The organism is Streptomyces pallidus (ex Mingjun et al. 2026) (assembly GCF_051550185.1).
Classification (GTDB): Bacteria; Actinomycetota; Actinomycetes; order Streptomycetales; family Streptomycetaceae; genus Streptomyces.
Genome location: NZ_CP196181.1, coordinates 6,077,403 through 6,102,514 on the forward strand (window position 1 = coordinate 6,077,403; position 25,112 = coordinate 6,102,514).

Consider the following 25,112-nt stretch of genomic DNA (forward strand, 5'->3'; position numbering starts at 1 on the left):
AAGGGGGGCATGGCCGGATCGCATCTCTTGCCATGATCACTCCGGGGTGCCCCTGTGGGACGATCGAGCCATGACCGGGGGAACGGGCGAAGGACCGAGACGGGTCGGCCGGCCGCGCGCCGACCGGCTGAAGGAACGCAGCGGCCGGCCGCCGCGCGAGGAACTCCTCCGCGCGGCGGCCGAGCTGTTCACCGCACGGGGGTACGCGGCCACCACCACGCGGAGCGTGGCCGAGCGGGCCGGGATGCGCCAGGCCACGATGTACCACTACTTCGCCGGCAAGGAAGAACTCCTCGCCGAACTCCTGGAGTCCACGGTCGCCCCCTCTCTGCGGCTGGCCCGGCGGCTCCTCGCCGACACAGGGCGACCCGCAGCGCAGCGGCTGTGGGAGCTGTGCCGCTCGGACGTGCTGCTGCTGTGCGGGGGGCCGTACGACCTGGGCGCGCTGTACCTGCTGCCCGAGGTGGCGGGAGCCCGGTTCAGCCGGTTCCGCCAGCTGCGGGGCGAACTGCGCGAGGCCTACGGGGCGTTGCTCGGAGCCACCTCCGTCGGCGTCGAACTCGGCGGGGACCGGGCCGGGTTGGCGCTGCGGGGCGACCTGGTCTTCGGGTTGATCGAGGGCGTCATGCTGATCCACCGCTACGACCCCGCCCGCCCGGTCGCCGCCTTCGCGGAAGCCACGGCGGACGCGGCGCTGCGGATCGCGGGCGTCGCACGCGAGGCGGATCCGGGCGGGGCGGCGGGGGTGGCCGGGGTCGAGGTGGCCGGGCCGGTGGAGGTGGCCGGGGTGGGTGCGGGGGCTGGCAGCCAGGGCGGGGGCCGCGCCGGGTAGGGCGGGGCGCGGGGTGCGCCGGCCGCGGCGTGACGTCCCCCGCTGCCTGTACCTGTAGCGCGTGCACCCGGACAGCACGCAGCGGGACTCCGAGGTCAGCGCCCACATCCAGCGCGAGACGGTCGCCCTGTACGACAGGTCGAGGCGAACACGCTCGCCTGGGCCCGGCGGCGCGGGCTGCTCGCCCTGGACCCGGGGGCGGCCCACCGCAAGCCGCCCGGCTACGCGGGCGTCGACCGCCACTCCCGGGACGGCGTCGACATCGTCGCGACGCTGCCGGACCCGCTGGACCTGGCCGACGGCTCGGTGGGCCTGGTCCGCGCCGTCGACTTCCTGGAGCACGTGCCGCAGAAGATCCCGCTGATCAACGAGCTGTACCGGCTCCTCGCGCCCGGCGGCATGCTGCTGTCCCTCACGCCCAGCTCCGACGGCCGGGGCGCGTACCAGGACCCGACGCACGTCGCGTACTCCAACGAGAGGTCTGACGTCCCCCTCCGGCCGCACCCCGCTGCTACCCGGCCGGCGGCCCGGCCTCCCAGGCGGCGCGGTCCCGCCAGGCGAGCAGTTCCAAACCGGACTCGAAGCGGTGCTCGATGCCGGTCACCGGGTCGGTGAACGCCAGGGTGCGGGCGAGGAGTTGCAGCGGCCGCCGGAAGTCGTCCGGGGCCGGGTCGGTGACCTCCGGGTACACCGGGTCGCCGAGGATGGGCAGGCCGAGACCGTTCATGTGCACCCGCAGCTGGTGGGTGCGGCCGGTGTGCGGGACCAGCCGGTAGCGGCCCAGGGCGCCCGCGGTGTCGAGGAGTTCCAGCGAGGTCTCGGCGTTCGGTTCGCCGCCCGGGACCTCGCTCGCGCCGATGATCCCGCGGACCTTCTCGATCCGGCTGCGGACGGTGCGGGGCAGCTCGACCGCCGGGTCGTGGACGGCGAGGGCCTCGTACTCCTTGCCCACCCGCCGCTCCTGGAAGAGCCCCTGGTAGGCGCCGCGGTCCTCGGGCCGGATGCTGAACATCACCAGGCCGGCCGTGAGCCGGTCCAGGCGGTGCGCCGGGCTCAGCTCGGGCAGGTCCAGCTCGCTGCGCAGCCGGGCCAGGGCGGTCTGCACGATGTGGCTGCCGCGCGGGGTGGTCGCCAGGAAGTGCGGCTTGTCCACCACCAGCAGGTGGGCGTCCCGGTACACCACGCCGATCGGGAAGGGCACCACGGGCTCGGGGTCCATGTCCCGGTGGAACCACAGGTACGCGCCCGGCTCGTAGGGGTCCGCCGCGCGCAGCACCCGCCCGCCGGGGCCGAGGATCCGGCCGGCGTGCAGCAGGCGGGCCATGGACTCGGCGCCGCGGGTGCCCGCGTAGCGCTCGGTGAGGTAGCTGCCGAGGTCGGGCCATCTGCCGTCGCGGACGGTGGGCAGCCGCAGCCGGACCGGGTCGATGCCGTCGATCTGGGGGAGCGGTGCGGGGGGTATGCGGGTTCTGCTTCTCATCGGCTCCAGGCTAGGGCAGTGGCCGGCGGGCTACGGCTGCTGCCGGGTGAAGGTGCCCAGGTGTTCCTCGTCCAGGTACTCGATGCGCATCGTGCCGTCCTTGAAGAACACGCCGGTGCGGCCGACGGCGTTCTCCCCGGAGGTCTCGAAGCTGAACGTGTCGCCGGCGTAGTGCCGCAGCGGATGGCGCCGGGGCCCGGGGCCCAGCGACAGGGTGAGGCCGCCGCCGGGGTCCGCGGTGACCGTCGCCCTGCCGTAGTACGCGTTGTCGTACGTGCCGGTGTACGCGGAGTCGGCGCGCGGCGGGGCGGCGCCCGCGGGCGGACGGGCGTAGTCGGTCGTGGAGGCCTTCGGATCGAGCCGCGCGTACAGCGAGGCGAACAGGGACAGCCAGTCGGTGGTGGGCGCGCCGTGCTCGGCGGTGTCGAAGAAGTCCTCGGCGATGGCGTCGGCGAGGCCGACCGGGGCCCCGTTGGTGAGGACGACGATGCCGAGCCGTTCCAGGGGCAGCAGGGTGACGTTGGTGTTGGCGCCGAGGTCGAAGGCACCGGAGTGGCTGAGCCGCAGCCGTCCCGCGTCGTCGTAGGTGACGTTCCAGCCGAGCCCGTAGAACTGGGGTCGGCCGGTCGGGGTGGTGGCCTGTGCCACGATCTCGGGCAGGTGCGTGCGGGCCAGCGTCCCGGCGGGGACGATCCGTTTCCCGTCGAGGGTGCCGTCGCCGAGCTGGAGCCGCATCCAGCGGGCCAGGTCGCGGGCGGTGGAGCTGACCCCGCCGGCCGGGGCCTGGGCGTCCGGATCGCGTACGTAGCGGGGGGACCAGGTGCCGTCGGGGTTCTTCACGTGGGTGGCGGCGTGGTCGGGCGCGGTGGCGAAGGCGGAGAACTCGGTGCTGGTACGGGTCATGCCGGCGGGCTTGAACAGGGTGTCGGCGCTGAGCTTCTGCCAGCTGGTGCCGTGGGCGCGGGCGACGGCCTCGGCCGCTGCGGTGAGCCCGAAGTTGGTGTACGCGTAGCTCGCCCGGAACGGTGAGAGGGGCAGCAGCCGCAGGTGGTCCAGGACGTACGCCCGGTCGTGTCCCAGGTCCTCCAGGAGGTCGCCGGCGTGGTCGGGCAGGCCGCTGCGGTGGGAGAACAGGTCGGCGGTGGTGACGTGCCCGGTGACCCAGGGGTCCTTGAGGGCGAAGCCGGGCAGCTCGGTGTGCCGGTCCCATTCGGCCGGGTCCTTCATGGTGCCGGCGACGACGGTGGAGGAGACAGGCTTGGAGAGCGAGGCGATCTGGAAGACCGTGTCGGGGCCGATCGCACCGCTCTCGCCGGTGCGCCGCACGCCGAACCCCTTGAGGTACACGACCTCGTCGTCGTGGACGACGGCCACGGACACCCCGGGCACCCCCGTGCTGCGCATCCCCGCCGTGATGGAGGCGGGCAGGCGGTCCACCGCGGTGGCGACGTCCTGGTCCGTCAGCCGGGGCTTCGGGGGCGGCGGCGGGCTGGGGGCGGCCGCGACCGGGACGGCCGCGGCCAGCGCCAGCGCGGTTCCCGCCGCCGTGACCGCGAGGCGGGTACGCATAACCCTCATTGTCGGGCCGGTGCGGCGGACCCGCCCGTTCGGCCGTCCGGGTCAGGCCGCGGCTTCCTGCTCCGCGAGGATCCGCGCGTTCCACTCGCCCTTGATCGCCCGCCAGCCCTCGTCGGTCTCGCCGAGGCGCCAGTAGCCCGAGATCGACAGGCGCTCCTTCGGGATGCCCCGCTCCAGGCGCAGGTGGCGGCGGAGCTCCTTGACGAAGCCCGCCTCGCCGTGGACGAAGGCGTGCACGTCGCGGGTGGGGAAGTCGAGGGCCCTGACCGCCTCGACCAGGGCCTCGCCCACCGGGCGGGTCCCGCGGTGCAGCCACACGGGGACGATGCCGTCCGGCGTCGCGATCTTCTGCTCGTCCTCGGGGCCGTCGATCTCCACCAGGGCGTGGACCCGGGCGCCGGCCGGCATCCGCTCCATCGCCGCGGCGATCGCCGGCAGCGCGCTCTCGTCGCCGGCGAGCAGGTGCCAGTCGGCCTCGGGGGCCGGGGCGTACGCGCCGCCCGGGCCGAGGAAGCGGACGAGCTCGCCCGGCTGGGCGCGGGCGGCCCACGGGCCGGCCAGCCCCTCGTCGCCGTGGACGACGAAGTCGACGGTCAGCTCCAGGTGGGTCGGGTCCCAGCTGCGGACCGTGTACGCGCGCTGGCGCGGCCACGCGGCCCGCGGGTACTGGGCGCGGATGCGGTCCAGGTCCCACGGGGAGGGGTAGGTGACGCCCTCCGGCGCGAACAGCAGCTTGATGTAGTGGTCCGTGAACTCGCCCGCGCTGAAGCGGGCCAGTCCGGCGCCACCGAGAACCACCCGCACCATGTGCGGCGTCAGCCGCTCGGTCCGCACGACGACTGCGGTGCCGACCTTGCGGGCGCGTCCTTCTGCCACGGCGTCTCCCCTGACTCCCCTGAAACTTAGGATTACCTAAGTTAGCATCTCAGGGAAGGAGTGCGCCCCGCAGGCGCGACACCGCGCCGCCCAGACCCCACCGGTGGGCAAGTGCATCGACGAGTTCCGGCTGTGCCGGGGCCGCCGGCAGGGCCGGGTCGAACACGGGAAGCGGCACGTCGGTGGCCACCCGGACCACCTTGGGGGCCACCGCCAGGTACGGCCGGGACTCGTCCAGCCGCTTGCGCTGCATGGGCGTCAGTTTCGACGAAGGGTCCTCGACCGCGGCGATGATCCCGGCCAGGCTCCCGTAGGTGTCCAGCAGCTTCGCCGCCGTCTTCTCGCCGATCCCCGGCACCCCGGGGAGGCCGTCGCTCGGGTCGCCGCGCAGCAGGGCCAGGTCCGCGTAGCCCGGGCCGTCGACCCCGTACTTGGCGCGCAGCCACGCCTCGTCGGTGACCTGGAGGGTCCCGACCCCCTTCAGCGGGTACAGCACGCGCCGCTGCCGGGCGTCGTCGACCAGCTGGTAGAGGTCCCGGTCGCCGGTGACGATGTCCACCGGGCCGGCGGCCCGCGCCGTCAGCGTGCCGATCACGTCGTCCGCCTCGTACCCGGCGACCCCCACCCGCGCGATCCCGAACGCGTCCAGCGCCGCCTCGATGATCGGCACCTGGGGCGCCAGGGTGTCGGGGGTCTCCTCCACGTCCGGCAGTCCCGCCGGGGTCTCCTGCGCGACCCGGTGCGCCTTGTAGGAGGGGATCAGCTCCACCCGCCAGTGCGGCCGCCAGTCGGCGTCCATGCACGCGACCAGTTCGTCGGGGCGGTGGTCCTGCACCAGGCGGGCGATGAAGTCGAGGAGTCCGCGCACCGCGTTGACCGGGGTGCCGTCCGGGGCCTTCACGGAGTCCGGTACGCCGAAGTAGGCGCGGAAGTAGAGGGAGGCGGTGTCCAGCAGCATCAGCCGTCGAGTCGTCGTCACGACGACGATGATGCCGCACCCCACCGACGCCGCAGGGTTACGGCCAGGAGGACGCAAAGTGGCCGCATGAGCGATCGGACATGGCACAGGAGTTTCACCCGTGGAGTAGCCCGGTCCGCCCACGGGCGCGAAACCGGGGGCGGTTGCTGCGTAAGGTGCTTACAGCACACCCCGTGCGACGGACGCCGATGTACGCCGACAGACCTGACACGGCCGACAGACCTGACTAGGCCCACTTACGTGACAAGGCCGACTTACGTGACAAGGGGAGGGCAGCCCCGCCATGGACGACAGGGACGGCTCGGACGACAAGGAACGGGACAAGGACGCCAAGGAACCGCTCCGGGTGGGCGTGGCCGTGCGCAAGCGGCGCCGGGCGCTCCACCTGACCCTCGCGGCCGTGTCCGCGCGCAGCGGCCTCTCGGTGCCCTTCCTCAGCCAGATAGAGAACGAGCGGGCCCGGCCCAGCATGCGCTCCCTCGAACGGGTCGCCGACGCGTTGGAGACCACCGCCGTCGAGCTGCTGGCCGCGTCCGACACCGCGCGCACCGTCGACCTCGTACGGGCGGGGGACGACTCGGGGCTGGGGCCGGTCCCGGGCGTGCGGCCCCTGGTCCGGGGGCACCACCAGCTGCACGCGCTGGAGTTCACCGGCGACCAGGACGCGGGCCGTGAGTACCAGCACCGCAACGACGAGCTGATGTACGTCGTCTCCGGGGCCTGCCAGGTGGAGGCCGAGGGGCGGGCGTACCGGCTGGAGAACGGCGACGCCCTGTTCCTGTCCGGCGGGGTGCGCCACCGCTGGCGGGCCGTCACCGAGGACACCCGGATCGTGGTCGTCGCGGTCGGGGAGCACATCCACGCCACCTTCGAGCCGCCCGAGCCGGGGCGCTGAGCGGCGGTGCGGGTCGTCTCCCTGGTGCCCTCGCTGACCGAGGCGGTGGCCGCCACCGCCCCCGGCCTGCTGGTCGGCGTCACCGACTGGTGCACCCACCCGGCCGACCTCGGCCGGCAGGGTGCCGTGCGCATCGGGGGCACCAAGAACCCGGACGTCGCCGCCGTGGCCGCGCTCCGGCCCGACCTGGTCGTCGCCAACGAGGAGGAGAACCGGGCCCCCGACCTGGCGGCGCTGCGCGCGGCCGGGCTGGAAGTGCTGGTCACGGAGGTCCGCGGGCTGCCGCAGGCCTTCGCCGAGCTGGACCGGCTGCTGGTGGGCGCCCTGGGGCTGGCCCGGCCGCGCTGGCTGGACGAGGCCGAGGCCGCCTGGGCGCGGGCGGCGCCGGCGGAGGGCGTGCGGGCCGTCGTCCCGGTGTGGCGGCGGCCCTGGATGGTGCTCGGCCGGGACACCTTCGCGGGGGACCTGCTGGCGCGGCTCGGCGTGCACAACGTCTACGCCAGCCACCCGGAGCGCTACCCGAAGGTGCCCCTGGCGGAGCTGGCCGCCGCCGACTGCGATCTGGTGGTGCTGCCCGACGAGCCGTACGCCTTCACGCGCGAGGACGGCCCGGAGGCGTTCCCGGGCCGTCCGGCCGCCCTGGTCAGCGGCCGCCACCTGACCTGGTACGGGCCCTCGCTCGCCGAGGCCCCGCAGGTGCTGGCGGCGGCCCTGGCCGCGGCCGGCTAGCGGGGCAGCAGCCGCCCCGCCGCCAGGCCGCGCAGGGTGTGCCCGGCGGCCAGCAGCCACGCGGCCAGCAGGGCGACGTACAGGGCGGCGGCCAGCCAGGCGAACGCGGTCAGCCCGGTGTGCCGGGCCAGGCCCGCGGCGCCGGTGACACAGGTGCCGACGGGGAAGGTCAGCGCCCACCAGGTCATCGCGAAACCCATCCCGGCGCGGGCCGCGCGGACCAGCAGTGCGGTGGCCAGCGCCAGCCACAGCAGCGCGAATCCCGTCACCGGCACCCCGTAGACGACCGCGAACGCGCCGAGCGCGCCCGCGTACGGGGCTCCGACGGCCAGCGGGGCCACGTCGGCCAGCTGGTTGACCGCGGTGGTGGACTGCCCGAGCGGGCCCAGGACCAGGAACAGCGTCGGCGTCAGCAGCAGCGGCAGCGGGCCGGTGGTGAGCAGCCGCCCGAAGACCATCGGGAGCAGCAGCAGGGTCGCCAGCAGGCTCAGCCCGAACATGGCGTAGCAGGCCAGCAGCAGCGCCTCCCGGGCCTGGCCGGCCGGCAGGTGCGGGACCAGCAGGGGGCCGGTGGCCGCGGAGACCATCGGGGAGACGAGCGGCAGCAGCCAGACGGGGCCGGCCTGGGCGGCGTCGATCTCGTGCCGGACGACCATCAGGTAGGGCACGAGCACGGCCATGAGCAGCCCGACCGCGGTGCCGGCGGTGAACAGCAGCGCGTCGGCGGCGACCGCGGCCGGCTCCCCGATCAGGTCCCTGCCGACGACCAGGGTGCCGGCGCCCACGGCCAGCAGGGCCATGGACAGGCAGCCGTAGAAGGGGGCGACGGCCGGGTCGAGGAGGTGTGCGCGGGCCTGGTCGCGGTGGTGCAGCCAGTGGCCGGCGCGGGCGGCGAGGAGGACGGCGAGGGCTGCGGCGGACAGCGCCCAGACGATCTGGCAGGCCGTGCGCTGCCCGGGCAGCTGGTACGGGAGCGTGGCCCCCGCGTTGGCGACGATGGCGGTGCCCATGACGCACGCGTACCAGTTCGGGCCGAGGTGGCGCAGGGCCGGGAAGCGGGCGGGGGCGGGGGCTGCGGGCCCCGGGCCGGCCTTGTGGGCCGCCCGGTCGCTCCGGGAGGGGTGTTCGTCCGGTCGGACGAGGGTGGTGGCCATGGGCCCCAGCGTGGTGCCGCGGCGGGCCGCGCGGCAGGGGCCGCGTTTCTATGAGGCCATAAACTGACTTTATGGGTAATGAGGAGTGGATTCCGCTGGTGCACCGGGTGCCGGACCTCGGCGCGCTGGAACTGCTGCTCCAGGTCGCCCGTGTCGGCAGCCTCAGCGGGGCCGCGAAGCGGATGGGCATCACCCAGCCCGCGGCCAGCAGCCGCATCCGGGCCATGGAGACCCGGCTCGGCGTCGCCCTGGTCGACCGCTCGCCGCGGGGGTCCACGCTCACCGCGGAGGGGGCGCTCGTCACGGACTGGGCGCGACGGGTCGTCGAGGCCGCCGAGGCCTTCGACGCGGGCGCGCAGGCGCTGCGCGGCCGGCGGGACTCCCGCCTGCGGGTCGCCGCCAGCATGACCATCGCCGAGTACCTGCTGCCGGGCTGGCTGGTCGCGCTGCGCGGCCAGCGGCCCGGAACGGCGGTGTCGCTGCACGCCGGGAACTCGGCGGTGGTCGCGCAGCGGGTGCTCGCGCACGAGGCGGACCTGGGCTTCGTGGAGGGGCTGACCGTGCCCGACGGGCTGGACGCGGTGGTGATCGCGCAGGACCGGCTGGTGGTCGCGGTGGCCCCCGGGCACCCCTGGGCGCGGCGGGCGGGTGCGGTGACCGCGGCCGAGCTGGCCGCGACCCCGCTGATCCTGCGGGAGCGGGGGTCGGGGACCCGGCAGGTGCTGGACGGGGCCCTCGCCGGATGCGGGGGGCTGGCCGCGCCGCTGCTGGAGCTGGCGTCGACCACCGCGGTGAAGGCGGCCGCGGTGAGCGGGGCGGGGCCGTGCGTGCTGTCGGAGCTGGCGGTGGGGGACGAGCTGGCCGCGCGGCGGCTGGTGGAGGTTCCCGTGTCCGGGGCGGCGTTGGGGCGGGCGTTGCGGGCCGTGTGGCCGGCGGGGGCCAGGCCGGCCGGCCCGGCCAGGGACCTGCTGTCGCTGACCCGGGTCAGGGCGTAGCCCCGCCGGTGCCTTCGGTGCGGGTCCGCTGTGGTCGTTCGCGCAGTTCACCGCGCCCCTGGGGTGGCTCGGCCGGTTCTTCGTGTGCGGGTCGGGTGCGGTTCCTCGCGCAGTTCCCCGCGCCCCTGACGGGGGTGGCCATGGCGCCGGGAACTGCGCGTCAAGGCGCGGGCGGCCCGCACCCGGATGACCGGCGGGGCCACCCCGGGGGCGCCGGGAACCGGGAAGCGTCAGCGGCCGCGGCGAGTGGGGTCTTCGGCGTCCTGGGGCCAGCCGTAGGAGGTGCGCGGCGGTTCGGGGACGGCGCCCATCGCGGCCAGGTCGCGGTCGGCGGCGCGCATCAGCTGGCCGGCGAGGTCCCGCATGGCCCGGCTCGCGGCGAGCTCGTCGCCGATGGCCGGCACCTCCACGTCCTCGGGGTTGCAGCGCGCCGAGCCGCGGCCGACGAGCTGCGTGGTCCCGGTGTCCAGGACGGCCCGGGCGCGGGTGGTGCCGCCCTCCTCCGTCAGCGAGACACCGACCTTCCATTCCGCGGTGTGTGTCATGACGCGCCTCGTCATTCGGCGATCTCGGTCCGTTCCCACCATTCGAACACGGGCAGGCGGCCCTGCGGACTGTCCTGCTGCCGCGCCGTGGCCCGGAAGTGCTCGTACCCTCCGCGGTGCCGGATCTTCACGTCATCGCCCGGGGCGGGGGCCTCGACGACCCGCTCGGGCAGGTCGCCCGGTCCGCCCTCCAGGACTGCCTTGTTCGTCATGACTCCAGTCTTCCGACCCGCCGGACGCCCCGCACGTCGGCGCCGTCCGGCGGGCCGGGAGGCCGGGAGGACGTCAGCGCGCGGCCGCCGCGGCCACCAGGGCGGCCAGGACGCGGGTGTCCTTGTCCCGCTCCGGATGCCACTGGACGCCCACCACCCACCGGTCGGGGTCCGGCAGCTCGATCGCCTCGACCGTGCCGTCCACCGCGTGGGCCGACGCGATCAGGCCGCGGCCCAGCCGCTCCACCGCCTGGTGGTGGTACGTCGGCACCTCCGCCTCCTCCGGGACGAGCCCGGCGTACCGGGTGCCGGCGACCGGGCGGACCGGGTGCCACGACATGACGCCCGGGGCCTCCACGTGGCCGTCGATGTGCTGGACCAGCGTGCCGCCCAGGGCCACGTTCAACGCCTGCATGCCCCGGCAGATGCCGAGCAGCGGGCGGCCCGCCGCCAGGGCGGCCCCGATGAGGGCGAGCTCCCACTCGTCCCGCTGCGTGGCGGGCGGGCCCGTACGCGGGTCGCGCGCGGCCCCGTAGCGGACCGGGTCCAGGTCGGGGCCGCCGGCGACGACCAGGCCGTCCACCCGGCTCAACACCTCCGCCGCGGTTCCGGGTTCGTCCGGCGGGAGCAGCACGGCCGCGCCGCCCGCCGCCTGGACGAGTTCGTAGTACCCGGCGGGGACGAGGGACGTCGGGACGTCCCACACCCGGAAGCGGGTGGATTCCTCCACGTAGGTGGTGATGCCGATGAGCGGCCTGGGCACGAGTGCCACCTCCAGGGGCGGTTCGGGGGAGGGGGTCGAAGGGTGGGGGTCGACGGGGTGCCGGCGGCGGGGCCGTTGGCGGGGTCGGTCAGTCCCGGGTCAGCTCCGCCTCGGCCCGGGCCAGCGCGGCGAACTCCTCCTCCGGAGCCGAGGCCACCAGGTGGTGCCGACTGTAGAACGCGAAGTAGCCGAGGGCGACGGCGTACACGCCCAGGGCGATGAAGGCGGCGTCCTTGTCCACCAGGAAGGTGGCCACCAGGGCGGACAGGGCGAGGAGGAAGGCCGCCGAGGAGGTCGCGATGCCGCCGGGCGTGCGGTACGGGCGCTCCAGCCCCGGTTCGCGGCGCCGCAGCACGATGTGCGACAGGGCCATCAGGGCGTAGGAGATGGTCGCGCCGAACACCGCGATGTTGAGCATGCGCGGGCCGTTGCCGGTGGCGGCGGCGAGGGCGAAGCCGATCGCACCGGGGATGAGCAGGCCCAGGTACGGGGCCTTGCGGCGCGAGGTCAGGGACAGGAAGCGCGGCAGGTAGCCGGCGCGGGACAGGGCGAACAGCTGGCGCGAGCCGGCGTAGATCAGGGAGAAGAACGAGGCCACGAGCCCGGCGAGGCCCGCGTAGTTGACGAAGGTCTTCAGCCAGCCCAGGTCCGGGTTGCCCTCCAGGGCCACGACGAGCGGGTTGCCGGCGTCCTTGATGGCGTCGGCGCCGCGCGCCCCGGTCGAGGCGAGGAAGGTGACGAGGGCCAGCAGCACCAGGATGGCCATGGAGGTCGACAGGGCCCGAGGCATCGAGCGCACCGGGTCCTTGGCCTCCTCGGCCGCCAGCGGCACGCCCTCCACGCCGAGGAAGAACCACATGCCGAAGGGGAACGCCGCCCAGATGCCCAGCAGGCCCATCGGCAGCCAGGAGTTGGCGCCGAGCGCGGCGGTGTCGACGGGGATGTCGTCGAGCCGCCCCGGGTCGAACCCGGTGAACGCGCCGACCGCGAAGACGACCAGGGCGACGACGGCGATCGCGGTGACGACGAGGGAGAAGCGCAGGGCCTCGCCGACGCCCCACAGGTGGATGCCGATGAAGATCGCGAAGCAGGCGAGGTAGACGGGCCAGCCGGAGGTGAGGCCGAAGAGGTGCAGGGACTCGACGTAGTCGCCGATGAAGATGACGATCGCGGCCGGCGCCAGGATGTACTCGATGAGGATCGCGGTGCCGGTGAGGAAGCCGCCCCAGGGGCCCAGCGCACGGCGGGCGAAGCCGTAGCCGCCGCCCGCCGTGGGCAGGATCGCGGACAGCTCCGCGAGGGAGAACACGAGGCACGCGTACATCGCGCCCATGAGGACGGTGGCCACGGCGAGTCCGCCGAAACCGCCCTGGGCGAGCCCGACGTTCCAGCCGGAGAAGTCGCCGGAGACGACGTAGGCGACGCCGAGGCCGGTCAGCAGCAGCCAGCCGGCGCTGCCGCGCCGCAGGGTGCGCCGCTGGAGGTAGTCGTCGCCGCCCTCGGGGGATCTGGTGGTTTCGGGCACGGCTGTCAGCCGTGCCCCGGTGTCGTCGGCCATGTGCGTCGCTCCTGCCCGGGACAATGGTTGTGCCGCGTACCTTTGCGTCAGTGGGGTGGGGAGCGCAAGACCCCTGCGTAAAACGAGGGTTACGAAAAGCTCTCGCCAGTGGCGTCCGGGGCGCCCCGCTCAGGCGAGGAACCCGCGCAGCAGCGCCGCCGTGCCGCAGCAGTGCTCGCGCATGACCTCGCGGGCCGCGTCGGCGTTGCGCTCCAGCACCGCGTCCACGAGCGCGGTGTGCTGCGCCTGCGAGTGCTCCAGGTTGCGCACCAGCAGCGGGATGCAGTCCAGCAGGTCGTTGACGGTGGCGCGGACGGCGGCGTACTGGGCGGTGAGCGTGGCCGATCCGGCGAGCTCGCACAGGGCGAGGTGGAAGAGGGTGTCCCGGCGGCGGTAGTCGGCCAGGGGCGCGTCGTGCGTGGCGGCCAGGGCGCCGAGCAGCCGCTCGGAGCCCCCTTCGGGCAGCCCCTGGGAGGCGCACAGCCCGGCGGCGCCCACTTCCAGCACCTCGCGGAACCGCAGGACGTCCTCCAGGTCCACGCCCGCCACGCGCCGGCGCAGCTCGTCCTCGGTGCCGCCGACCGGGGTGTCGGGGCGGGGCAGCACGAACGTTCCGCCGTACCGCCCGCGGCGCGCCTCCACCAGGCCCTGCTCCTGCAGCACCTTGAGCACCTCGCGCAGGGTGACCCGGCTGATGCCCATCGCCTCCGCCAACTCCCGCTCGGGCGGCAGCCGTTCCCCGCCCGGCACCAGGCCCAGCCGGACCACCTGGAGGATCTGTTCGAGCGCCTCCTCGAAACCGTTGCCCGCCCGCACCTGCCGCAGCACGGGATTCAGCCGCGCCGTCCCGCCGCTCTCGCCCGCCGTGTCGGTCATCTCCGTTCCACCCCTTCCCAAGCAATGGTTCTGTTCAATACCTTAGGCCTCCTCGGCTCACCGAAGGAGAGATCCCCGTGGTAGACCGCATGCCGCCGCTCGCGCCCGAGGAGCTCCGCGCCCTCGTAGCCGCCGGCGAGATCGACACAGTCGTCCTGGCCTTCCCCGACATGCAGGGGCGGCTCCAGGGCAAGCGGTTCGCCGCACAGTTCTTCGTCGACGAGGTCATGGAGCACGGTACGGAGGGCTGCAACTACCTCCTCGCCGTCGACACCGACATGAACACCGTCGACGGCTACGAGATGTCCTCCTGGGAACGGGGCTACGGCGACTTCGCCATGCACCCCGACCTCGCCACCCTGCGCCGGATCCCCTGGCACCCCGGCAGCGCCCTGCTCCTCGCGGACCTCGCCTGGAACGACGGCGCGCCCGTCACCGCCGCCCCCCGGCAGATCCTGCGCCGCCAGCTGGAGCGCCTCGCCGAGCACGGCTACACGGCCATGGTCGGCACCGAGCTGGAGTTCATGGTCTTCAAGGACAGCTACGAGCACGCCTGGGACTCCGGCTACCGCGGGCTGACCCCCGCCAACCAGTACAACATCGACTACTCCGTCCTCGGCACCGGCCGCATCGAGCCCCTGCTGCGCCGGATCCGCAACGAGATGCAGGGCGCCGGCCTGGTCGTGGAGTCCGCGAAGGGGGAGTGCAACCTCGGCCAGCACGAGATCGCCTTCCGCTACGACGAGGCCCTGACCACCTGCGACCAGCACTCCGTCTACAAGACCGGGGCCAAGGAGATCGCCGCCCAGGAGGGCGTCTCGCTCACCTTCATGGCCAAGTTCGACGAGCGCGAGGGCAACTCCTGTCACATCCACCTCTCGCTCACCGACGCCGACGGACGCAACGCGATGGCCGGCGACGGGGACGGCCCGCACCACGGCATGTCCCCCGTCATGCGGCACTTCCTGGCCGGCCAGCTCGCCGCGCTGCGCGACTTCTCCCTTCTCTACGCCCCGAACATCAACTCGTACAAGCGCTTCCGGCCGGGATCCTTCGCCCCGACCGCCGTCGCCTGGGGCATGGACAACCGGACCTGCGCCCTCCGGGTGGTCGGCCACGGGCGCTCCATGCGCTTCGAGAACCGCCTCCCCGGCGGCGACGTCAACCCCTACCTGGCCGTCGCCGGCCTGGTCGCGGCCGGCCTGTACGGCATCGAGAACGGCCTCGAACTGCCCGAGGCCTGCCCCGGCAACGCCTACACCGGCGACTACGCCCACGTCCCCGCCACCCTTCGCGAGGCCGCGGAGCTCTGGGAGAACAGCGAGATCGCCAAGGCCGCCTTCGGCCCCGAGGTCGTCGCCCACTACCTCAACATGGCCCGCGTCGAACTGGACGCCTACGACTCCGCCGTCACCGACTGGGAGCGGCGCCGCTCCTTCGAACGCCTGTAGCCCGGCCCGTGCCCGGCACCGCACCCCTGATCCGAACGTCTGAGAGGCACCACGTGTCCGACGCGCTGGCCCCCGACCACCTGAGGGTTCTGAACCCGGCCACCGAGGAAACCGTCGCCATCGTCCCGGCCGCCACACGGGACGATGTGGACGCCGCCGTCGCCCGCGCCGCCGCGGCCCAGCGCGCCTGGGCGGCCGCCGCCCCCGCCGACCGGGCCCGACTGCTGCGCCGCTTCGCCGCGGTCGTCGACGGGCACGTCGAGGAACTGGCCCGCCTGGAGGTCCAGGAGGCCGGCCACACCATCGGCAACGCCCGCTGGGAGGCGGGCAACGTACGCGACCTGCTCGACTTCGCCGCCGGCGGGGTCGAGCGGCTCTCCGGCCGGCAGATCCCCGTCCCCGGCGGCATCGACGTCACCTTCCTCGAACCCCTCGGCGTGATCGGCGTCATCGCCCCCTGGAACTTCCCCATGCCGATCGCCGCCTGGGGCCTGGCCCCGGCGCTCGCCGCGGGCAACGCCGTCATCCTCAAGCCCGCCGAGACCACCCCCCTCACCGCGCTGCGCCTCGCCGAACTCGCCCTCGACGCCGGGATCCCCGAGCACCTCTTCCAGGTGCTCCCCGGCCGCGGGGACACCGCCGGCGACGCCCTCGTCGAACACCCCGGGGTCGCGAAGATCGTCTTCACCGGCTCCACCCGCGTCGGCAAGCAGATCATGGCCAAGTGCGCCGACCGGGTGAAGCGCGTCACCCTCGAACTCGGCGGCAAGAGCCCCAACATCGTCTTCGCCGACGCGGACCTGGAGGCGGCCGCCGCCTCCGCACCGATGTCCTTCCTCGACAACACCGGCCAGGACTGCTGCGCCCGGACCCGCATCCTCGTCCAGCGGACCGTGTACGACCGCTTCCTCGCCCTGGTCGCGCCCGGCATCGAAGGGGTCGTCGTCGGCGACCCGGGCGACGAGAAGACCCAGATGGGACCCCTGATCTCGCGCGCCCAACTGGACCGCGTCCGCTCCTACGTCACCGACGACCTCACCGCCGTCCGCGGCACCGCCCCCGACGGCCCCGGCTTCTGGTACCCCCCGACCCTCGTCACGGACGTCGCCCCCACCGCGCCCGTGGCCGCCGAGGAGGTCTTCGGACCCGTCGCCGTCGTCCTCCCCTTCGAGGACGAGGAGGACGCCGTACGCCTGGCCAACGCGACCGAGTACGGCCTCTCCGGCTCCCTCTGGACCCGCGACGTCGGCCGCGCACTGCGCGTCTCCCGCGCCGTCGCCGCCGGCAACCTGTCCGTCAACTCCCACAGCAGCGTCCGCTACTGGACGCCCTTCGGCGGCTACAAGCAGTCCGGACTCGGCCGCGAGCTCGGACCCGACGCCCTCACCGCATTCACCGAGACCAAGAACGTCTTCATCAGCACGGAGGCCTGAACCATGACCGCCCAGCCCACCGAAGAGATCGTCTGCCGCCGCCTGGTCGGCCGCACCGCCGTCATCACCGGGGCCGGCAGCGGCATCGGCCTCGCCACCGCCCGCCGCCTGGCCTCCGAGGGCGCCAACGTCGTCTGCGCCGACATCGACGAGACCGCCGGCAAGGCCGCCGCCGAGGAGGTCGGCGGCACCTTCGTCAAGGTCGACGTCACCAGCCCTGAGGACGTCGAGGCCCTCTTCAAGACCGCCTTCGACACCTACGGCTCCGTCGACATCGCCTTCAACAACGCCGGCATCTCGCCCCCCGACGACGACTCCATCCTCACCACCGGCCTGGAGGCCTGGAAGCGCGTCCAGGACGTCAACCTCACCTCCGTCTACCTGTGCTGCAAGGCCGCCCTGCCCTACATGCAGCGCCAGGGCCGCGGCTCCATCATCAACACCGCCTCCTTCGTGGCGATCATGGGCGCGGCCACCTCCCAGATCTCCTACACCGCCTCCAAGGGCGGTGTGCTCGCCATGTCCCGCGAACTCGGCGTCCAGTTCGCCCGCGAGGGCATCCGCGTCAACGCCCTGTGCCCGGGCCCGGTGAACACGCCGCTGCTCCAGGAGCTGTTCGCCAAGGACCCCGAGCGGGCCGCCCGCCGCCTCGTGCACATCCCCGTCGGCCGGTTCGCCGAGGCCACCGAGATCGCCGCGGCCGTGGCCTTCCTCGCCAGCGACGACTCCTCCTTCATCAACGCCACCGACTTCCTCGTCGACGGCGGCATCTCCGGCGCGTACGTCACCCCCCTGTAGCCGCACCGGACCACCACGGCCCGCCGCTCCACCCACCCGCAGCCGGGCGTCGTACGACGCCCGGCTGTCCCATGCACCCGGCCCCGACGACCTCCGCCCGGAGAGGAGCACCCGCCCGTGCCCCGAACCACCGCCCCCCGCCCCGCCCCCCGTACCGCTCCCCGCCCCGCCCGGAGCCCCGCAGCCCGCAGCCGCCTCCTGGCCGCAGGCACCGCCGCCGTGATCGCCGCGGGCGCCCTCACCGCCGCCGGGCCGGCCGCCCACGCCGCCGGCCGGGCACCAGGCCACTGCGCCACCCCGCGCCTGACCGCCGCCTGGTACGGCGACAACCGGGCCCGCCTCCAGGAACTCCTCGACCGCTACGGCCGCTGCAACCCGTACCGGCCGAACCGCGCCAAGCCCGTCGCCGTCTTCGACTGGGACAACACCGTCGTCAAGAACGACGTCGGCGACGCCACCATGTTCTGGCTGCTGCGCAACGGCAAGATCCGCCGCCCCGCCGACGGCGACTGGCACACCACCAGCCGGTTCCTCACCGACCAGGCCGCCACCGCCCTCGCCGCCGCCTGCGACGGCCTCGCCGCCCCCGGCGCGCCCCTGCCCACCGGCACCCCGGCCGGCACCGCCTGCGCCGACGAGGTCAACGCCGTCTACGGCACCGGCGCCACCCGGGCCGGAGCCCCCGCCTTCGTCGGCTGGGACCGCCGGACCACCGAGCCCTCGTACGCCTGGCTCGCCCAGCTCCAGCAGGGCTGGACCGCCCGCGAGATCCGCTCCTTCGCCGCCGCGGCCCGCACCGAGAACCTGGCCGCGCCCGTCGGCGCGAAGCAGCGGGTGGGCAGCGGCACCGCCACCGCCTGGGTCCGCTACTACGACCAGCAGCAGGAGCTCATCGGCGCCCTGCGCACGGCCGGCTTCGACGTCTGGATCAGCTCCGCCTCCCCGCAGCCCGTGGTCGAGGTCTGGGCCGAGGGCGCGGGCATCGCCGCCGACCACGTCATCGGCATCCGGAACACCACCGGCCGCGGCGGGCGGTTGACCCCCCGCCTCCAGGGCTGCGGCTCGGTCCCCGACGGGGCCGACAGCATGATCACGTACATCGACGGCAAGCGCTGCTGGATCAACCAGGAGGTGCTCGGCGTGCGCGGTGCCGCCGCGCAGAAGGTCCAGCCGGCCGCCCGCCGCCAGGTCTTCGCCGCCGGCGACTCCGACACCGACGTCTCGTTCCTGCGCGACGCCACCGCCCTGCGACTGGTGGTCAACCGCAACAAGAACGAGCTGATGTGCCGGGCCTACGACAACGGCGACGGCCGCTGGATCGTCAACCCCATGTTCATCGAGCCGAAGCCGCAGCGGACCACCCCCTACCCGTGCTCCACGAGCGGCTACACCGAACGCGACGGCACCCCCGCCCCGGTCCGCCGCCCCGACGGCACCGTCATCCCGGACCAGACCGACACCGTCCACCAGCCGTCGAACTAGTGCTGGGTCGGGAAGAGTGCGCCGGCCACGGCTAGAGGGCGAGGCTGACGACCCAGTAGTCGTACTCCTCCGCGGTGATCCCGCAGATGTGGTCGCCTGACGCGGAGCGGGCGACGAACTCGATCGAGGCGCACGGCTCCACCCCGAACCCGGCCACGGCACGCCAGGCGTCCGCCACCGAGGGACCGGGCCCGTCACCCGGGACCGCGACCACGTCGAGCCCGCTGTCCCGGACGTGCTCGACGAGGTCGTCCGCGCTCGTGCGCACGTCGGGGCTCCCCATCCGGCTCACCACTACAGGAAGGTGCGGCCCTCACCGCGGTAGGTGGGGGCGACCGCTGCCACGCGGTCGCCCTCGATGAGGTGCAGGACGTCGAAGCGCTCGCACATCTCGCCCGCCTTCGCGTGGCGGAACCACACCCGGTCGCCGATCAGCAGGTCGTCGGCGGCGGCACCGAGCAGCGGGGTCTGCACCTCCCCGGCGCCCTCCTGCGGGTCGTAGCGGAGCCCCGGCGGGAGGTACGGCTCGGGCAGCCGGTCGGCGCCGGCCGCGCCCGAGGCCGGGTAGCCGCCGCCGAGCACCGTCACCACGCCCACGCCCGGCCGCCGCACCACCGGCTGGGCGAACAGTGCCGCCGGACGGCCGCGGAAGGAGGTGTAGTTGTCGAACAGCCGCGGCACGTACAGCCCGGACCCGGCCGCGACCTCCGTGACCGCGTCCTCGGCGGCCGTCTGCTGCACGCTGCCCGTGCCGCCGCCGTTGACGAACTCCAGGTCCGGGACCACCGCCCGCACCGCCCGCACCGCCTCCGCGCGGCGGGCGGCCAGCTCCCGGCGGGCCGCCGCCTGCATCAGCCGGATCGCCCGGGACCTCAGCGGACGCCCGGCCAGCGCGTCGCCGACCCCGGCGACATGGCCCTCGTACCCCATCAGCCCGACCACCCGGAACCCCGGCCGGGCCGCGACCGTACGGGCGAGCGCCGCCAGTTGCGCGGGCTCGCGCAGCGGCGAGCGCCGGGCGCCGATCCGGACCCGGCCGCCGAGCAACCGCAGCGCGGTGTCCAGTTCCAGGCAGACCCGGACCTCCTGGGTGCCGCCGCCCCGGGACCGGTCGATCAGCTCCAGCTGCGCCGGGTCGTCGACCATGACGGTGACGGCCCCGGCCAGCTTCGGGTCGCCGGCGAGTTCGGCGAAGCCGGCGCGGTCGGCGGACGGGTAGGCCAGCAGCACGTCCTCGAACCCCGAGCGGGCCAGCCAGAGCGACTCCGCGAGGGTGTACGACATGATCCCGGCGAACCCCGGCCGGGCCAGGACCCGTTCGAGCAACGCCCGGCAGCGCACCGACTTGCTCGCGACCCGGACCGGCTTCCCGCCGGCCCGGCGCACGAGGTCGTCGGCATTGGCGTCGAACGCGTCGAGGTCCACGACCGCCAACGGCGCGTCGAGATGCGCGGTGGCCCGGTCGTACCGGGCCCGGTCCCCACCGGCGGCAGCAGTCATGGCCGCAGCTTGCCACGCCGTCGTACCCTCGGGTAACCCCCGCGTCGCACCCGCCCCGGCGGCCGTGGCCCCCTGCCGTCGCACCCGGCCGCAGGGCCGGGGCGTGCGGAGCAGCCGCGTAAAGTACCCCGGAGGCAGCCGTACGAAACGGGGGGCGGAGCCGCCGGATGAGCACGTCGACACCGCACACCGCGGCCCTGGCCGACCCCGAGCCCGGGCCCGGGCACGATCCCGACGCGCGCCCCTCCCGCGGCGCGGCCCGTACCGCGGCCGCCGCCCTCTGCGCCGTCCTCGGCACCGGCCTGCTGGCAGCCGCCGCCCTCACCGGCTGGGCCGAACGGCACGCCGCCGGCCGCCCGCCCACCCCCGAGGCCGCCTACCGCACCGCCGCCTCCCTCTGGCGCGCGGCGCCCGCGGACACCCTCTTCCCGCCCGTCCTGACCGGAGCCGACTCCGGCCCCGGCGGCGCCGACCGCACCTGGACACGGGTCGCGCTCGCCCCCGACTCCGACTGCGGGCCCGCCCTCGCCCCCGACTGGCAGGCCGCCCTCGCCCCCACCGGCTGCACCCGCGTCCTGCGCGCCACCTACGCCGACGCCACGCACAGCTCCCTGATCGCCGTCGGCATGGTGTTCACCCCCGCCGACGCCACCGCGATGGACGGCCTGCGGGGCCGGCTCACCGCCCCGCCGGCGTACGGCTTCGCGGACGCCCGCCGCGCCGCCTGGACGGCGTCCGTGCTGCCCGACGCCCCGGTCGTCGTCTACGCCGTCTCCGCGTTCGCCGACGGCCGCACCCTGGAGGCGCCCGTCCCCGCCGAGGACGCTATGCGGAAGAACGCCACCGGCGCCGTCGCCCAGGCCGGCCTCGGGCACGAGGCCAAGGCCGTCGCGGACCGGATGGAGGGCACCGTCCGCTCCCTCGCCTCCCCGACGCCCGCCACGGCGTCGAGGGGCACGGCGGCCGCGGCCACCGCGACACCGGCGGCCACCGCGACACCGGCGCCCGCCGCGCCCCCCGCGGCTCCCGGCTCCGCGGGGGCCGCCCGATGAGCCGCCCCCGCTCCGCCGCGGCCCTCGCCCTCGGCGCCGTCCTCGTCGTCGCCACCGCGCCCCCGGCCGTCGCCGACGCCGTACGCGACCGGCAGTGGGCCCTGACCGCCCTGCGCGCCGAGGAGGCCTGGGGCATCACCCAGGGCGACGGCGTCACCGTCGCCGTCCTCGACACCGGCGTCGACTCCACCCACCCCGACCTCGCCGGACAGGTCCTCGACGGCACCGACCTCGTCGGCACGGGCGCCGGCCCCGGCGACCGCCCCTGGGCCCGCCACGGCACGGCGATGGCCGGGATCATCGCCGGGCGCGGCCACGGCCGCAACCGCCGCCAGGGCGTCCTCGGCATCGCCCCGCAGGCGAAGGTCCTGCCCGTCCGGGTGATCCTGGAGGAGGGCGACCCCGACCGGGCCAAGGCCCGCCAGAACAGGGGCGGCGCCCTCGCCGAGGGCATCCGCTGGGCCGCCGACCACGGCGCGGACGTCATCAACCTCTCGCTCGGCGACGACAGCGACTCCGCCCACCACGAGGCCGCCGAGGACGAGGCCGTCCAGTACGCCCTCGCCAAGGGCGTCGTCGTGGTCGCCTCCGCCGGCAACGGCGGCCGCGAGGGCGACCACGCCTCCTACCCGGCGGCCTACCCCGGCGTCATCGCCGTCACCGCCGTGGACCGCAGCGGCCGCAAGGCCGCCTTCTCCACCCGCAACTGGTACGCCAGCGTCAGCGCCCCCGGAGTGGACGTCGTCATCGCCGACCCCGACCGCGCCTACTACGAGGGCTGGGGGACGAGCGCGGCCGCCGCCTTCGTCTCCGGCACCGTCGCCCTCCTCAAGGCCGCCCACCCGGACCTGTCCCCGGCCCAGATCAAGAAGCTGCTCCAGGACACCGCCGCCGACGCCCCGGTCGGCGGCCGCGACGACTCCCGCGGCCACGGCCTCGTGGACCCCGTCGCAGCCCTCCAGGCCGCGGAGTCCCTGCGCCCCGAGCCGGCGCTCCCCGCGCCCGTCGCGGCCGGACAGCGGTACTTCGGCCCGGGCCCCGAGCCGGGCCGCCCCGCCGGCCGGGCGGAACGCCTCCGCGTCCCGGCGGCCGCGGGCACCGGGCTGGCGCTGCTCGCCCTGGCCGCCGTACTGGCCCGCCGGCCCAGAGCCGCGCGGCACGCCTGACGACGACTGACCGCGCCCGGGTCGGGCCCGACCGGCTTCGGGCCCGACCGCCGCTCCCGCCCCGCCGCCGCCCACCGCGCGTCGGGCCCGGCCCGGGGCGCGGGATAGGGTCGGGGAACTGTGGCGAACAAAACCATCCCCAATCCCGGTTTTTCCGACGACGACGGTTCCGCCGACCCCCGGCTGAGCGCGGCCCTGGCCGCCTGGTCCGAGGACCGGGCGAAGGAGCCGGAGCTGCTGGCCGCGCTCCGGGAAGCCCGGCTGCTGGTCCCGGTCGTCGCCGTCCTCGGCGACGTCGAGACCGACCCGGAGACGGGCCTGAAGCGTGAGAAGACCAGCGACATGGCCGTGCCCACCCTGCAGGCGGGGAACCGGCGCGCGCTGCCCGCGTTCACCTCGACCGCCTCGCTCGCGCTGTGGGACCCGGGTGCCCGGCCCGTGGCCGTACCGCTGCGCCAGGCGCTGGCCGCCGTCGCGCACGAGAAGGCCGACACCCTGCTCCTGGACATGGCCGGCCCCGTGACCTACCAGCTCACCGGCTCCGCGCTGCGCGCACTGGCCGAGGGCCGCACCGACGCCGATCCGCTGGCCGACCCGGCGGTGCGGGAGGCCGTACGGGCCGCCGTGGCGGCGGAGCCCGCCGTGCTCCGCGCCCACCTGGTCCCGGCCGGTGCGGACGCCGACGGGATCCTCGCGGTCGTCCTGGCCGCCGGCCCCGAGGCCGGGGCCGCGGCCCGCCGGATCGCCGAGGCGCTCGCCGCCGACGAGACCCTGCGGGCCCGCCTGGTGCACGGGCTGGACCTGGCGCTGCTCCCCGAGACGGCCGCGGCCCCGCCGGGGGAGGCGCTCTTCACCCGCTGACCGGACTGCCGGCGTCCGCCGGCCGCTGCGGCGGTGCCGGCGGAGTGAGAAGAAGCACGAAAACGGGAAGGGCCGGGGCGTAGCGCCCCGGCCCTTCCCGATGCCGTTCCCGTAGCGCGGCCCCGGCCTGCCGACCGGGCGTCCGCCCGTCAGGCGTAGACGGGTCCGGTGAACTTCTCGCCCGGGCCCTGGCCCGGCTCGTCCTGGACGACGGACGCCTCGCGGAACGCGAGCTGGAGCGACTTCAGGCCGTCACGCAGGGGGGCCGCGTGGAAGGAGCTGATCTCGGTGGCGCTGGCGGTGACCAGGCCGGCGAGGGCGGTGATCAGCTTGCGGGCCTCGTCGAGGTCCTTGTGCTCGGAGTCCGGCTTGTCGAGGCCCAGGTTGACCGCCGCGGCGCTCAGCAGGTGAACGGCCACCGTGGTGATCACCTCGACGGCGGGCACGTCCGCGATGTCACGCGTCAGGGCGTCGTAGTCGGGGGCCTGGTCGGCCTCGGCGGCGGGGGAGGGGGTCGCGTCAGTCATGTCCCACACGATAAGCCGGGTGGTGCGGGCCCCCGACCCGGCACCGGGTGAGCGGCCCTGGCGCGGAATGCTATATTGGGCTAACGACCGGCCGGAGACGCATGTCACCGGCCCACAAGTGGAGGCTCCGTTCTCCCACCTGACCGTCCTCCGGGGCGGCGGGTCACCGGTCAGGCGGCATCCATCGTTCCGTACGGACGATGGAAAGCCGCCCGAGTCTGCGCCCCGCGGTGTGCACGCGGCGGTGCTCCGGTTGTCATTGGAGCCCCTGCCTGTGCCCGGCGGGGCATTTTTGTTTCCCTGCCGCGGTCGGTCGTGACGACACAGACGTCAGCGGCTGTCTGCCTGACAGCCGTGTGGTGCTACCGAGGAGGATCCATCAGCACCGAGCCCCGCATCAACGATCGGATTCGTGTCCCTGAGGTGCGACTCGTCGGTCCCAGCGGCGAACAGGTGGGTATCGTCCCGCTTGCGAAGGCGCTCGAACTCGCGCAGGAGTACGACCTGGACCTTGTCGAGGTCGCAGCGTCTGCCCGGCCGCCGGTCTGCAAGCTCATGGACTACGGCAAGTTCAAGTACGAGTCGGCCATGAAGGCCCGTGAGGCGCGCAAGAACCAGGCGCACACGGTCATCAAGGAGATGAAGCTCCGGCCGAAGATCGACCCGCACGACTACGACACCAAGAAGGGTCACGTCGTTCGGTTCCTCAAGCAGGGCGACAAGGTCAAGATCACGATCATGTTCCGTGGTCGCGAGCAGTCCCGGCCGGAGCTCGGCTACCGACTGCTGCAGCGTCTGGCGGAGGACGTCCAGGAGCTCGGTTTCGTCGAGTCGAACCCGAAGCAGGACGGCCGCAACATGATCATGGTTCTCGGTCCCCACAAGAAGAAGACCGAGGCGATGGCCGAAGCCCGCGAGGCCCAGGCCGCCCGCAAGGCCGAGCGCCAGGGTGCGGCCGCCGCCAAGGAAGCGGACGCCACGGAGGGCGACCAGGTCGCCCCTGCCGAGGCCGACGCCGACGCCGCCGACGCCGCCGACGAGGCACAGGCCGAGGCCTGATCCCGGGGCATCCGGTCCCGGATCACCGACACACCATGACGTTCCCGCAGGCCGGTCCGGTACCGGACCGGCGGGAACGCCACTGACGAGGAGATAACGGCGCCATGCCGAAGAACAAGACGCACAGCGGTACCAAGAAGCGCTTCAAGGTCACCGGCTCCGGCAAGGTGCTCCGTGAGCGCGCCGGCAAGCGCCACCTGCTCGAGCACAAGTCGTCCAAGCTGACGCGTCGCCTCACCGGCAACGCCGAGATGGCCCCGGGCGACGCCGCGAAGATCAAGAAGCTTCTCGGCATCTGACATCCCCTGCCC

26 protein-coding genes and 1 pseudogene are annotated in these 25,112 nt (G+C 74.6%); 14 read left to right on the plus strand and 13 right to left on the minus strand.

The genetic code is table 11. From position 1 onward, the window contains the following. Positions 1-70: 70 nt before the first annotated feature. Positions 71-712, plus strand: a pseudogene (locus ACSHWO_RS26920) (helix-turn-helix domain-containing protein); the annotation flags it as partial. 426 nt (positions 713-1,138) lie between these two features. Beyond that, positions 1,139-1,447, plus strand: a complete 309-nt coding sequence (locus ACSHWO_RS26925) for a hypothetical protein (RefSeq protein WP_438315713.1) — start codon at positions 1,139-1,141, stop codon at positions 1,445-1,447. Here ACSHWO_RS26925 and ACSHWO_RS26930 read toward each other — a convergent pair. From ACSHWO_RS26930 to ACSHWO_RS26945, 4 genes are read right to left on the minus strand one after another with little or no spacing between them, the layout of a single operon-like run. Next, entirely contained in the window at positions 1,344-2,312 is a 969-nt protein-coding gene (locus ACSHWO_RS26930) for a pseudouridine synthase (protein ID WP_385836544.1), read from the minus strand. The genes ACSHWO_RS26925 and ACSHWO_RS26930 overlap by 104 nt on opposite strands. A gap of 30 nt (positions 2,313-2,342) precedes the next feature. Beyond that, positions 2,343-3,881 carry a serine hydrolase gene (locus ACSHWO_RS26935; protein WP_438315715.1) on the minus strand — a complete coding sequence of 513 codons (1,539 nt, stop codon included), beginning with the start codon at positions 3,879-3,881 and terminating at the stop codon, positions 2,343-2,345. Positions 3,882-3,932: 51 nt separating this feature from the next. Next, entirely contained in the window at positions 3,933-4,766 is an 834-nt protein-coding gene (locus ACSHWO_RS26940) for a siderophore-interacting protein (RefSeq protein WP_361096068.1), read from the minus strand. 49 nt (positions 4,767-4,815) lie between these two features. Then, positions 4,816-5,724: a 5'-3' exonuclease gene (locus ACSHWO_RS26945; RefSeq protein ID WP_438319284.1), complete on the minus strand. Its 909-nt coding sequence runs from the start codon at positions 5,722-5,724 to the stop codon at positions 4,816-4,818. Positions 5,725-6,028: 304 nt separating this feature from the next. Between ACSHWO_RS26945 and ACSHWO_RS26950 the strand changes: the two genes are divergently transcribed. Further along, complete coding sequence (locus ACSHWO_RS26950; protein WP_361096071.1) at positions 6,029-6,640, plus strand: helix-turn-helix domain-containing protein; 612 nt, start codon at positions 6,029-6,031, stop codon at positions 6,638-6,640. Positions 6,641-6,646: 6 nt separating this feature from the next. Continuing rightward, the gene (locus ACSHWO_RS26955; protein WP_438315720.1) at positions 6,647-7,369 is read left to right on the plus strand and encodes a helical backbone metal receptor; all 723 of its coding nucleotides are present in this window, start codon (positions 6,647-6,649) and stop codon (positions 7,367-7,369) included. Here ACSHWO_RS26955 and ACSHWO_RS26960 read toward each other — a convergent pair. After that, entirely contained in the window at positions 7,366-8,523 is a 1,158-nt protein-coding gene (locus ACSHWO_RS26960; protein ID WP_438315723.1) for a TDT family transporter, read from the minus strand. The genes ACSHWO_RS26955 and ACSHWO_RS26960 overlap by 4 nt on opposite strands. A 71-nt stretch (positions 8,524-8,594) precedes the next feature. Here ACSHWO_RS26960 and ACSHWO_RS26965 point away from each other — a divergent pair, with 71 nt between their 5' ends. Then, positions 8,595-9,518: a LysR family transcriptional regulator gene (locus tag ACSHWO_RS26965; protein ID WP_361096077.1), complete on the plus strand. Its 924-nt coding sequence runs from the start codon at positions 8,595-8,597 to the stop codon at positions 9,516-9,518. 230 nt (positions 9,519-9,748) lie between these two features. Here the strand turns inward: ACSHWO_RS26965 and ACSHWO_RS26970 are convergent, their stop codons facing one another. The 5 genes from ACSHWO_RS26970 to ACSHWO_RS26990 form a co-directional block, all read right to left on the minus strand. After that, positions 9,749-10,063, minus strand: coding sequence for a DUF1876 domain-containing protein (locus ACSHWO_RS26970; protein ID WP_361096080.1), 315 nt, complete (start codon positions 10,061-10,063; stop codon positions 9,749-9,751). A gap of 11 nt (positions 10,064-10,074) precedes the next feature. Further along, positions 10,075-10,275: a DUF5988 family protein gene (locus ACSHWO_RS26975; RefSeq protein WP_361096083.1), complete on the minus strand. Its 201-nt coding sequence runs from the start codon at positions 10,273-10,275 to the stop codon at positions 10,075-10,077. Between the two features lie 73 nt (positions 10,276-10,348). Next, positions 10,349-11,038 (minus strand): gamma-glutamyl-gamma-aminobutyrate hydrolase family protein, encoded by a 690-nt coding sequence (locus tag ACSHWO_RS26980; RefSeq protein ID WP_361096086.1) that lies wholly within the window; start codon positions 11,036-11,038, stop codon positions 10,349-10,351. 88 nt (positions 11,039-11,126) lie between these two features. Beyond that, positions 11,127-12,596 (minus strand): ethanolamine permease, encoded by a 1,470-nt coding sequence (gene eat, locus ACSHWO_RS26985; RefSeq protein ID WP_438315728.1) that lies wholly within the window; start codon positions 12,594-12,596, stop codon positions 11,127-11,129. A gap of 129 nt (positions 12,597-12,725) precedes the next feature. After that, positions 12,726-13,472 carry a FadR/GntR family transcriptional regulator gene (locus ACSHWO_RS26990; protein WP_385836487.1) on the minus strand — a complete coding sequence of 249 codons (747 nt, stop codon included), beginning with the start codon at positions 13,470-13,472 and terminating at the stop codon, positions 12,726-12,728. 77 nt (positions 13,473-13,549) lie between these two features. On the opposite strand from ACSHWO_RS26990, the gene ACSHWO_RS26995 reads away from it, so the two are divergent. The 4 genes from ACSHWO_RS26995 to ACSHWO_RS27010 all read left to right on the plus strand — a co-directional run bounded on the left by ACSHWO_RS26995 (position 13,550) and on the right by ACSHWO_RS27010 (position 18,636). Then, entirely contained in the window at positions 13,550-14,923 is a 1,374-nt protein-coding gene (locus ACSHWO_RS26995) for a glutamine synthetase family protein (protein ID WP_361096094.1), read from the plus strand. A 53-nt stretch (positions 14,924-14,976) separates the two neighbouring features. Further along, positions 14,977-16,356, plus strand: coding sequence for an aldehyde dehydrogenase family protein (locus ACSHWO_RS27000; RefSeq protein WP_438315732.1), 1,380 nt, complete (start codon positions 14,977-14,979; stop codon positions 16,354-16,356). A gap of 3 nt (positions 16,357-16,359) precedes the next feature. After that, positions 16,360-17,154 carry a 3-oxoacyl-ACP reductase gene (locus tag ACSHWO_RS27005; protein WP_361096100.1) on the plus strand — a complete coding sequence of 265 codons (795 nt, stop codon included), beginning with the start codon at positions 16,360-16,362 and terminating at the stop codon, positions 17,152-17,154. A 198-nt stretch (positions 17,155-17,352) separates the two neighbouring features. Beyond that, entirely contained in the window at positions 17,353-18,636 is a 1,284-nt protein-coding gene (locus tag ACSHWO_RS27010) for a haloacid dehalogenase-like hydrolase (protein WP_438319285.1), read from the plus strand. A 31-nt stretch (positions 18,637-18,667) separates the two neighbouring features. Here ACSHWO_RS27010 and ACSHWO_RS27015 read toward each other — a convergent pair whose 3' ends face one another. Beyond that, positions 18,668-18,904: a hypothetical protein gene (locus ACSHWO_RS27015; RefSeq protein WP_438315735.1), complete on the minus strand. Its 237-nt coding sequence runs from the start codon at positions 18,902-18,904 to the stop codon at positions 18,668-18,670. 26 nt (positions 18,905-18,930) lie between these two features. Next, the gene (locus tag ACSHWO_RS27020) at positions 18,931-20,136 is read right to left on the minus strand and encodes an amino acid deaminase/aldolase (protein WP_438315738.1); all 1,206 of its coding nucleotides are present in this window, start codon (positions 20,134-20,136) and stop codon (positions 18,931-18,933) included. 167 nt (positions 20,137-20,303) lie between these two features. Here ACSHWO_RS27020 and ACSHWO_RS27025 point away from each other — a divergent pair, with 167 nt between their 5' ends. The 3 genes from ACSHWO_RS27025 (at position 20,304) to ACSHWO_RS27035 (ending at position 23,215) form a co-directional block, all read left to right on the plus strand. Further along, positions 20,304-21,188 (plus strand): hypothetical protein, encoded by an 885-nt coding sequence (locus ACSHWO_RS27025; RefSeq protein ID WP_438315741.1) that lies wholly within the window; start codon positions 20,304-20,306, stop codon positions 21,186-21,188. Beyond that, positions 21,185-22,354, plus strand: coding sequence for a type VII secretion-associated serine protease mycosin (gene mycP, locus ACSHWO_RS27030; protein ID WP_438315743.1), 1,170 nt, complete (start codon positions 21,185-21,187; stop codon positions 22,352-22,354). Before ACSHWO_RS27025 ends, mycP begins: the two co-directional genes overlap by 4 nt. Positions 22,355-22,474: 120 nt before the next feature. Next, complete coding sequence (locus ACSHWO_RS27035) at positions 22,475-23,215, plus strand: SseB family protein (protein ID WP_438315746.1); 741 nt, start codon at positions 22,475-22,477, stop codon at positions 23,213-23,215. 149 nt (positions 23,216-23,364) lie between these two features. Here ACSHWO_RS27035 and ACSHWO_RS27040 read toward each other — a convergent pair whose 3' ends face one another. After that, on the minus strand, positions 23,365-23,742 hold the full coding sequence (locus ACSHWO_RS27040; protein ID WP_361096121.1) for a DUF1844 domain-containing protein: 378 nt from the start codon (positions 23,740-23,742) through the stop codon (positions 23,365-23,367). Between the two features lie 354 nt (positions 23,743-24,096). On the opposite strand from ACSHWO_RS27040, the gene infC reads away from it, so the two are divergent. Next, complete coding sequence (infC, locus tag ACSHWO_RS27045; protein ID WP_361096162.1) at positions 24,097-24,801, plus strand: translation initiation factor IF-3; 705 nt, start codon at positions 24,097-24,099, stop codon at positions 24,799-24,801. Positions 24,802-24,905: 104 nt separating this feature from the next. Next, on the plus strand, positions 24,906-25,100 hold the full coding sequence (gene rpmI, locus ACSHWO_RS27050; protein ID WP_114056849.1) for a 50S ribosomal protein L35: 195 nt from the start codon (positions 24,906-24,908) through the stop codon (positions 25,098-25,100). Positions 25,101-25,112 lie beyond the last annotated feature (12 nt).

Excerpts from the sequence above, each read along its gene's own strand:
- mycP (WP_438315743.1), top strand. The coding sequence starts at position 21,185 with ATGAGCCGCCCCCGCTCCGCCGCGGCCCTCGCCCTCGGCGCCGTCCTC.
- ACSHWO_RS26970 (WP_361096080.1), bottom strand. The coding sequence starts at position 10,063 with ATGACACACACCGCGGAATGGAAGGTCGGTGTCTCGCTGACGGAGGAG.
- ACSHWO_RS26945 (WP_438319284.1), bottom strand. The coding sequence starts at position 5,724 with ATGCTGCTGGACACCGCCTCCCTCTACTTCCGCGCCTACTTCGGCGTA.
- ACSHWO_RS26975 (WP_361096083.1), bottom strand. The coding sequence starts at position 10,275 with ATGACGAACAAGGCAGTCCTGGAGGGCGGACCGGGCGACCTGCCCGAG.
- ACSHWO_RS27020 (WP_438315738.1), bottom strand. The coding sequence starts at position 20,136 with ATGACTGCTGCCGCCGGTGGGGACCGGGCCCGGTACGACCGGGCCACC.
- ACSHWO_RS26965 (WP_361096077.1), top strand. The coding sequence starts at position 8,595 with ATGGGTAATGAGGAGTGGATTCCGCTGGTGCACCGGGTGCCGGACCTC.
- ACSHWO_RS26990 (WP_385836487.1), bottom strand. The coding sequence starts at position 13,472 with ATGACCGACACGGCGGGCGAGAGCGGCGGGACGGCGCGGCTGAATCCC.
- eat (WP_438315728.1), bottom strand. The coding sequence starts at position 12,596 with ATGGCCGACGACACCGGGGCACGGCTGACAGCCGTGCCCGAAACCACC.
- ACSHWO_RS27040 (WP_361096121.1), bottom strand. The coding sequence starts at position 23,742 with ATGACTGACGCGACCCCCTCCCCCGCCGCCGAGGCCGACCAGGCCCCC.
- ACSHWO_RS27025 (WP_438315741.1), top strand. The coding sequence starts at position 20,304 with ATGAGCACGTCGACACCGCACACCGCGGCCCTGGCCGACCCCGAGCCC.
- ACSHWO_RS26950 (WP_361096071.1), top strand. The coding sequence starts at position 6,029 with ATGGACGACAGGGACGGCTCGGACGACAAGGAACGGGACAAGGACGCC.
- ACSHWO_RS26960 (WP_438315723.1), bottom strand. The coding sequence starts at position 8,523 with ATGGCCACCACCCTCGTCCGACCGGACGAACACCCCTCCCGGAGCGAC.
- rpmI (WP_114056849.1), top strand. The coding sequence starts at position 24,906 with ATGCCGAAGAACAAGACGCACAGCGGTACCAAGAAGCGCTTCAAGGTC.
- ACSHWO_RS26935 (WP_438315715.1), bottom strand. The coding sequence starts at position 3,881 with ATGCGTACCCGCCTCGCGGTCACGGCGGCGGGAACCGCGCTGGCGCTG.
- ACSHWO_RS27005 (WP_361096100.1), top strand. The coding sequence starts at position 16,360 with ATGACCGCCCAGCCCACCGAAGAGATCGTCTGCCGCCGCCTGGTCGGC.
- ACSHWO_RS26930 (WP_385836544.1), bottom strand. The coding sequence starts at position 2,312 with ATGAGAAGCAGAACCCGCATACCCCCCGCACCGCTCCCCCAGATCGAC.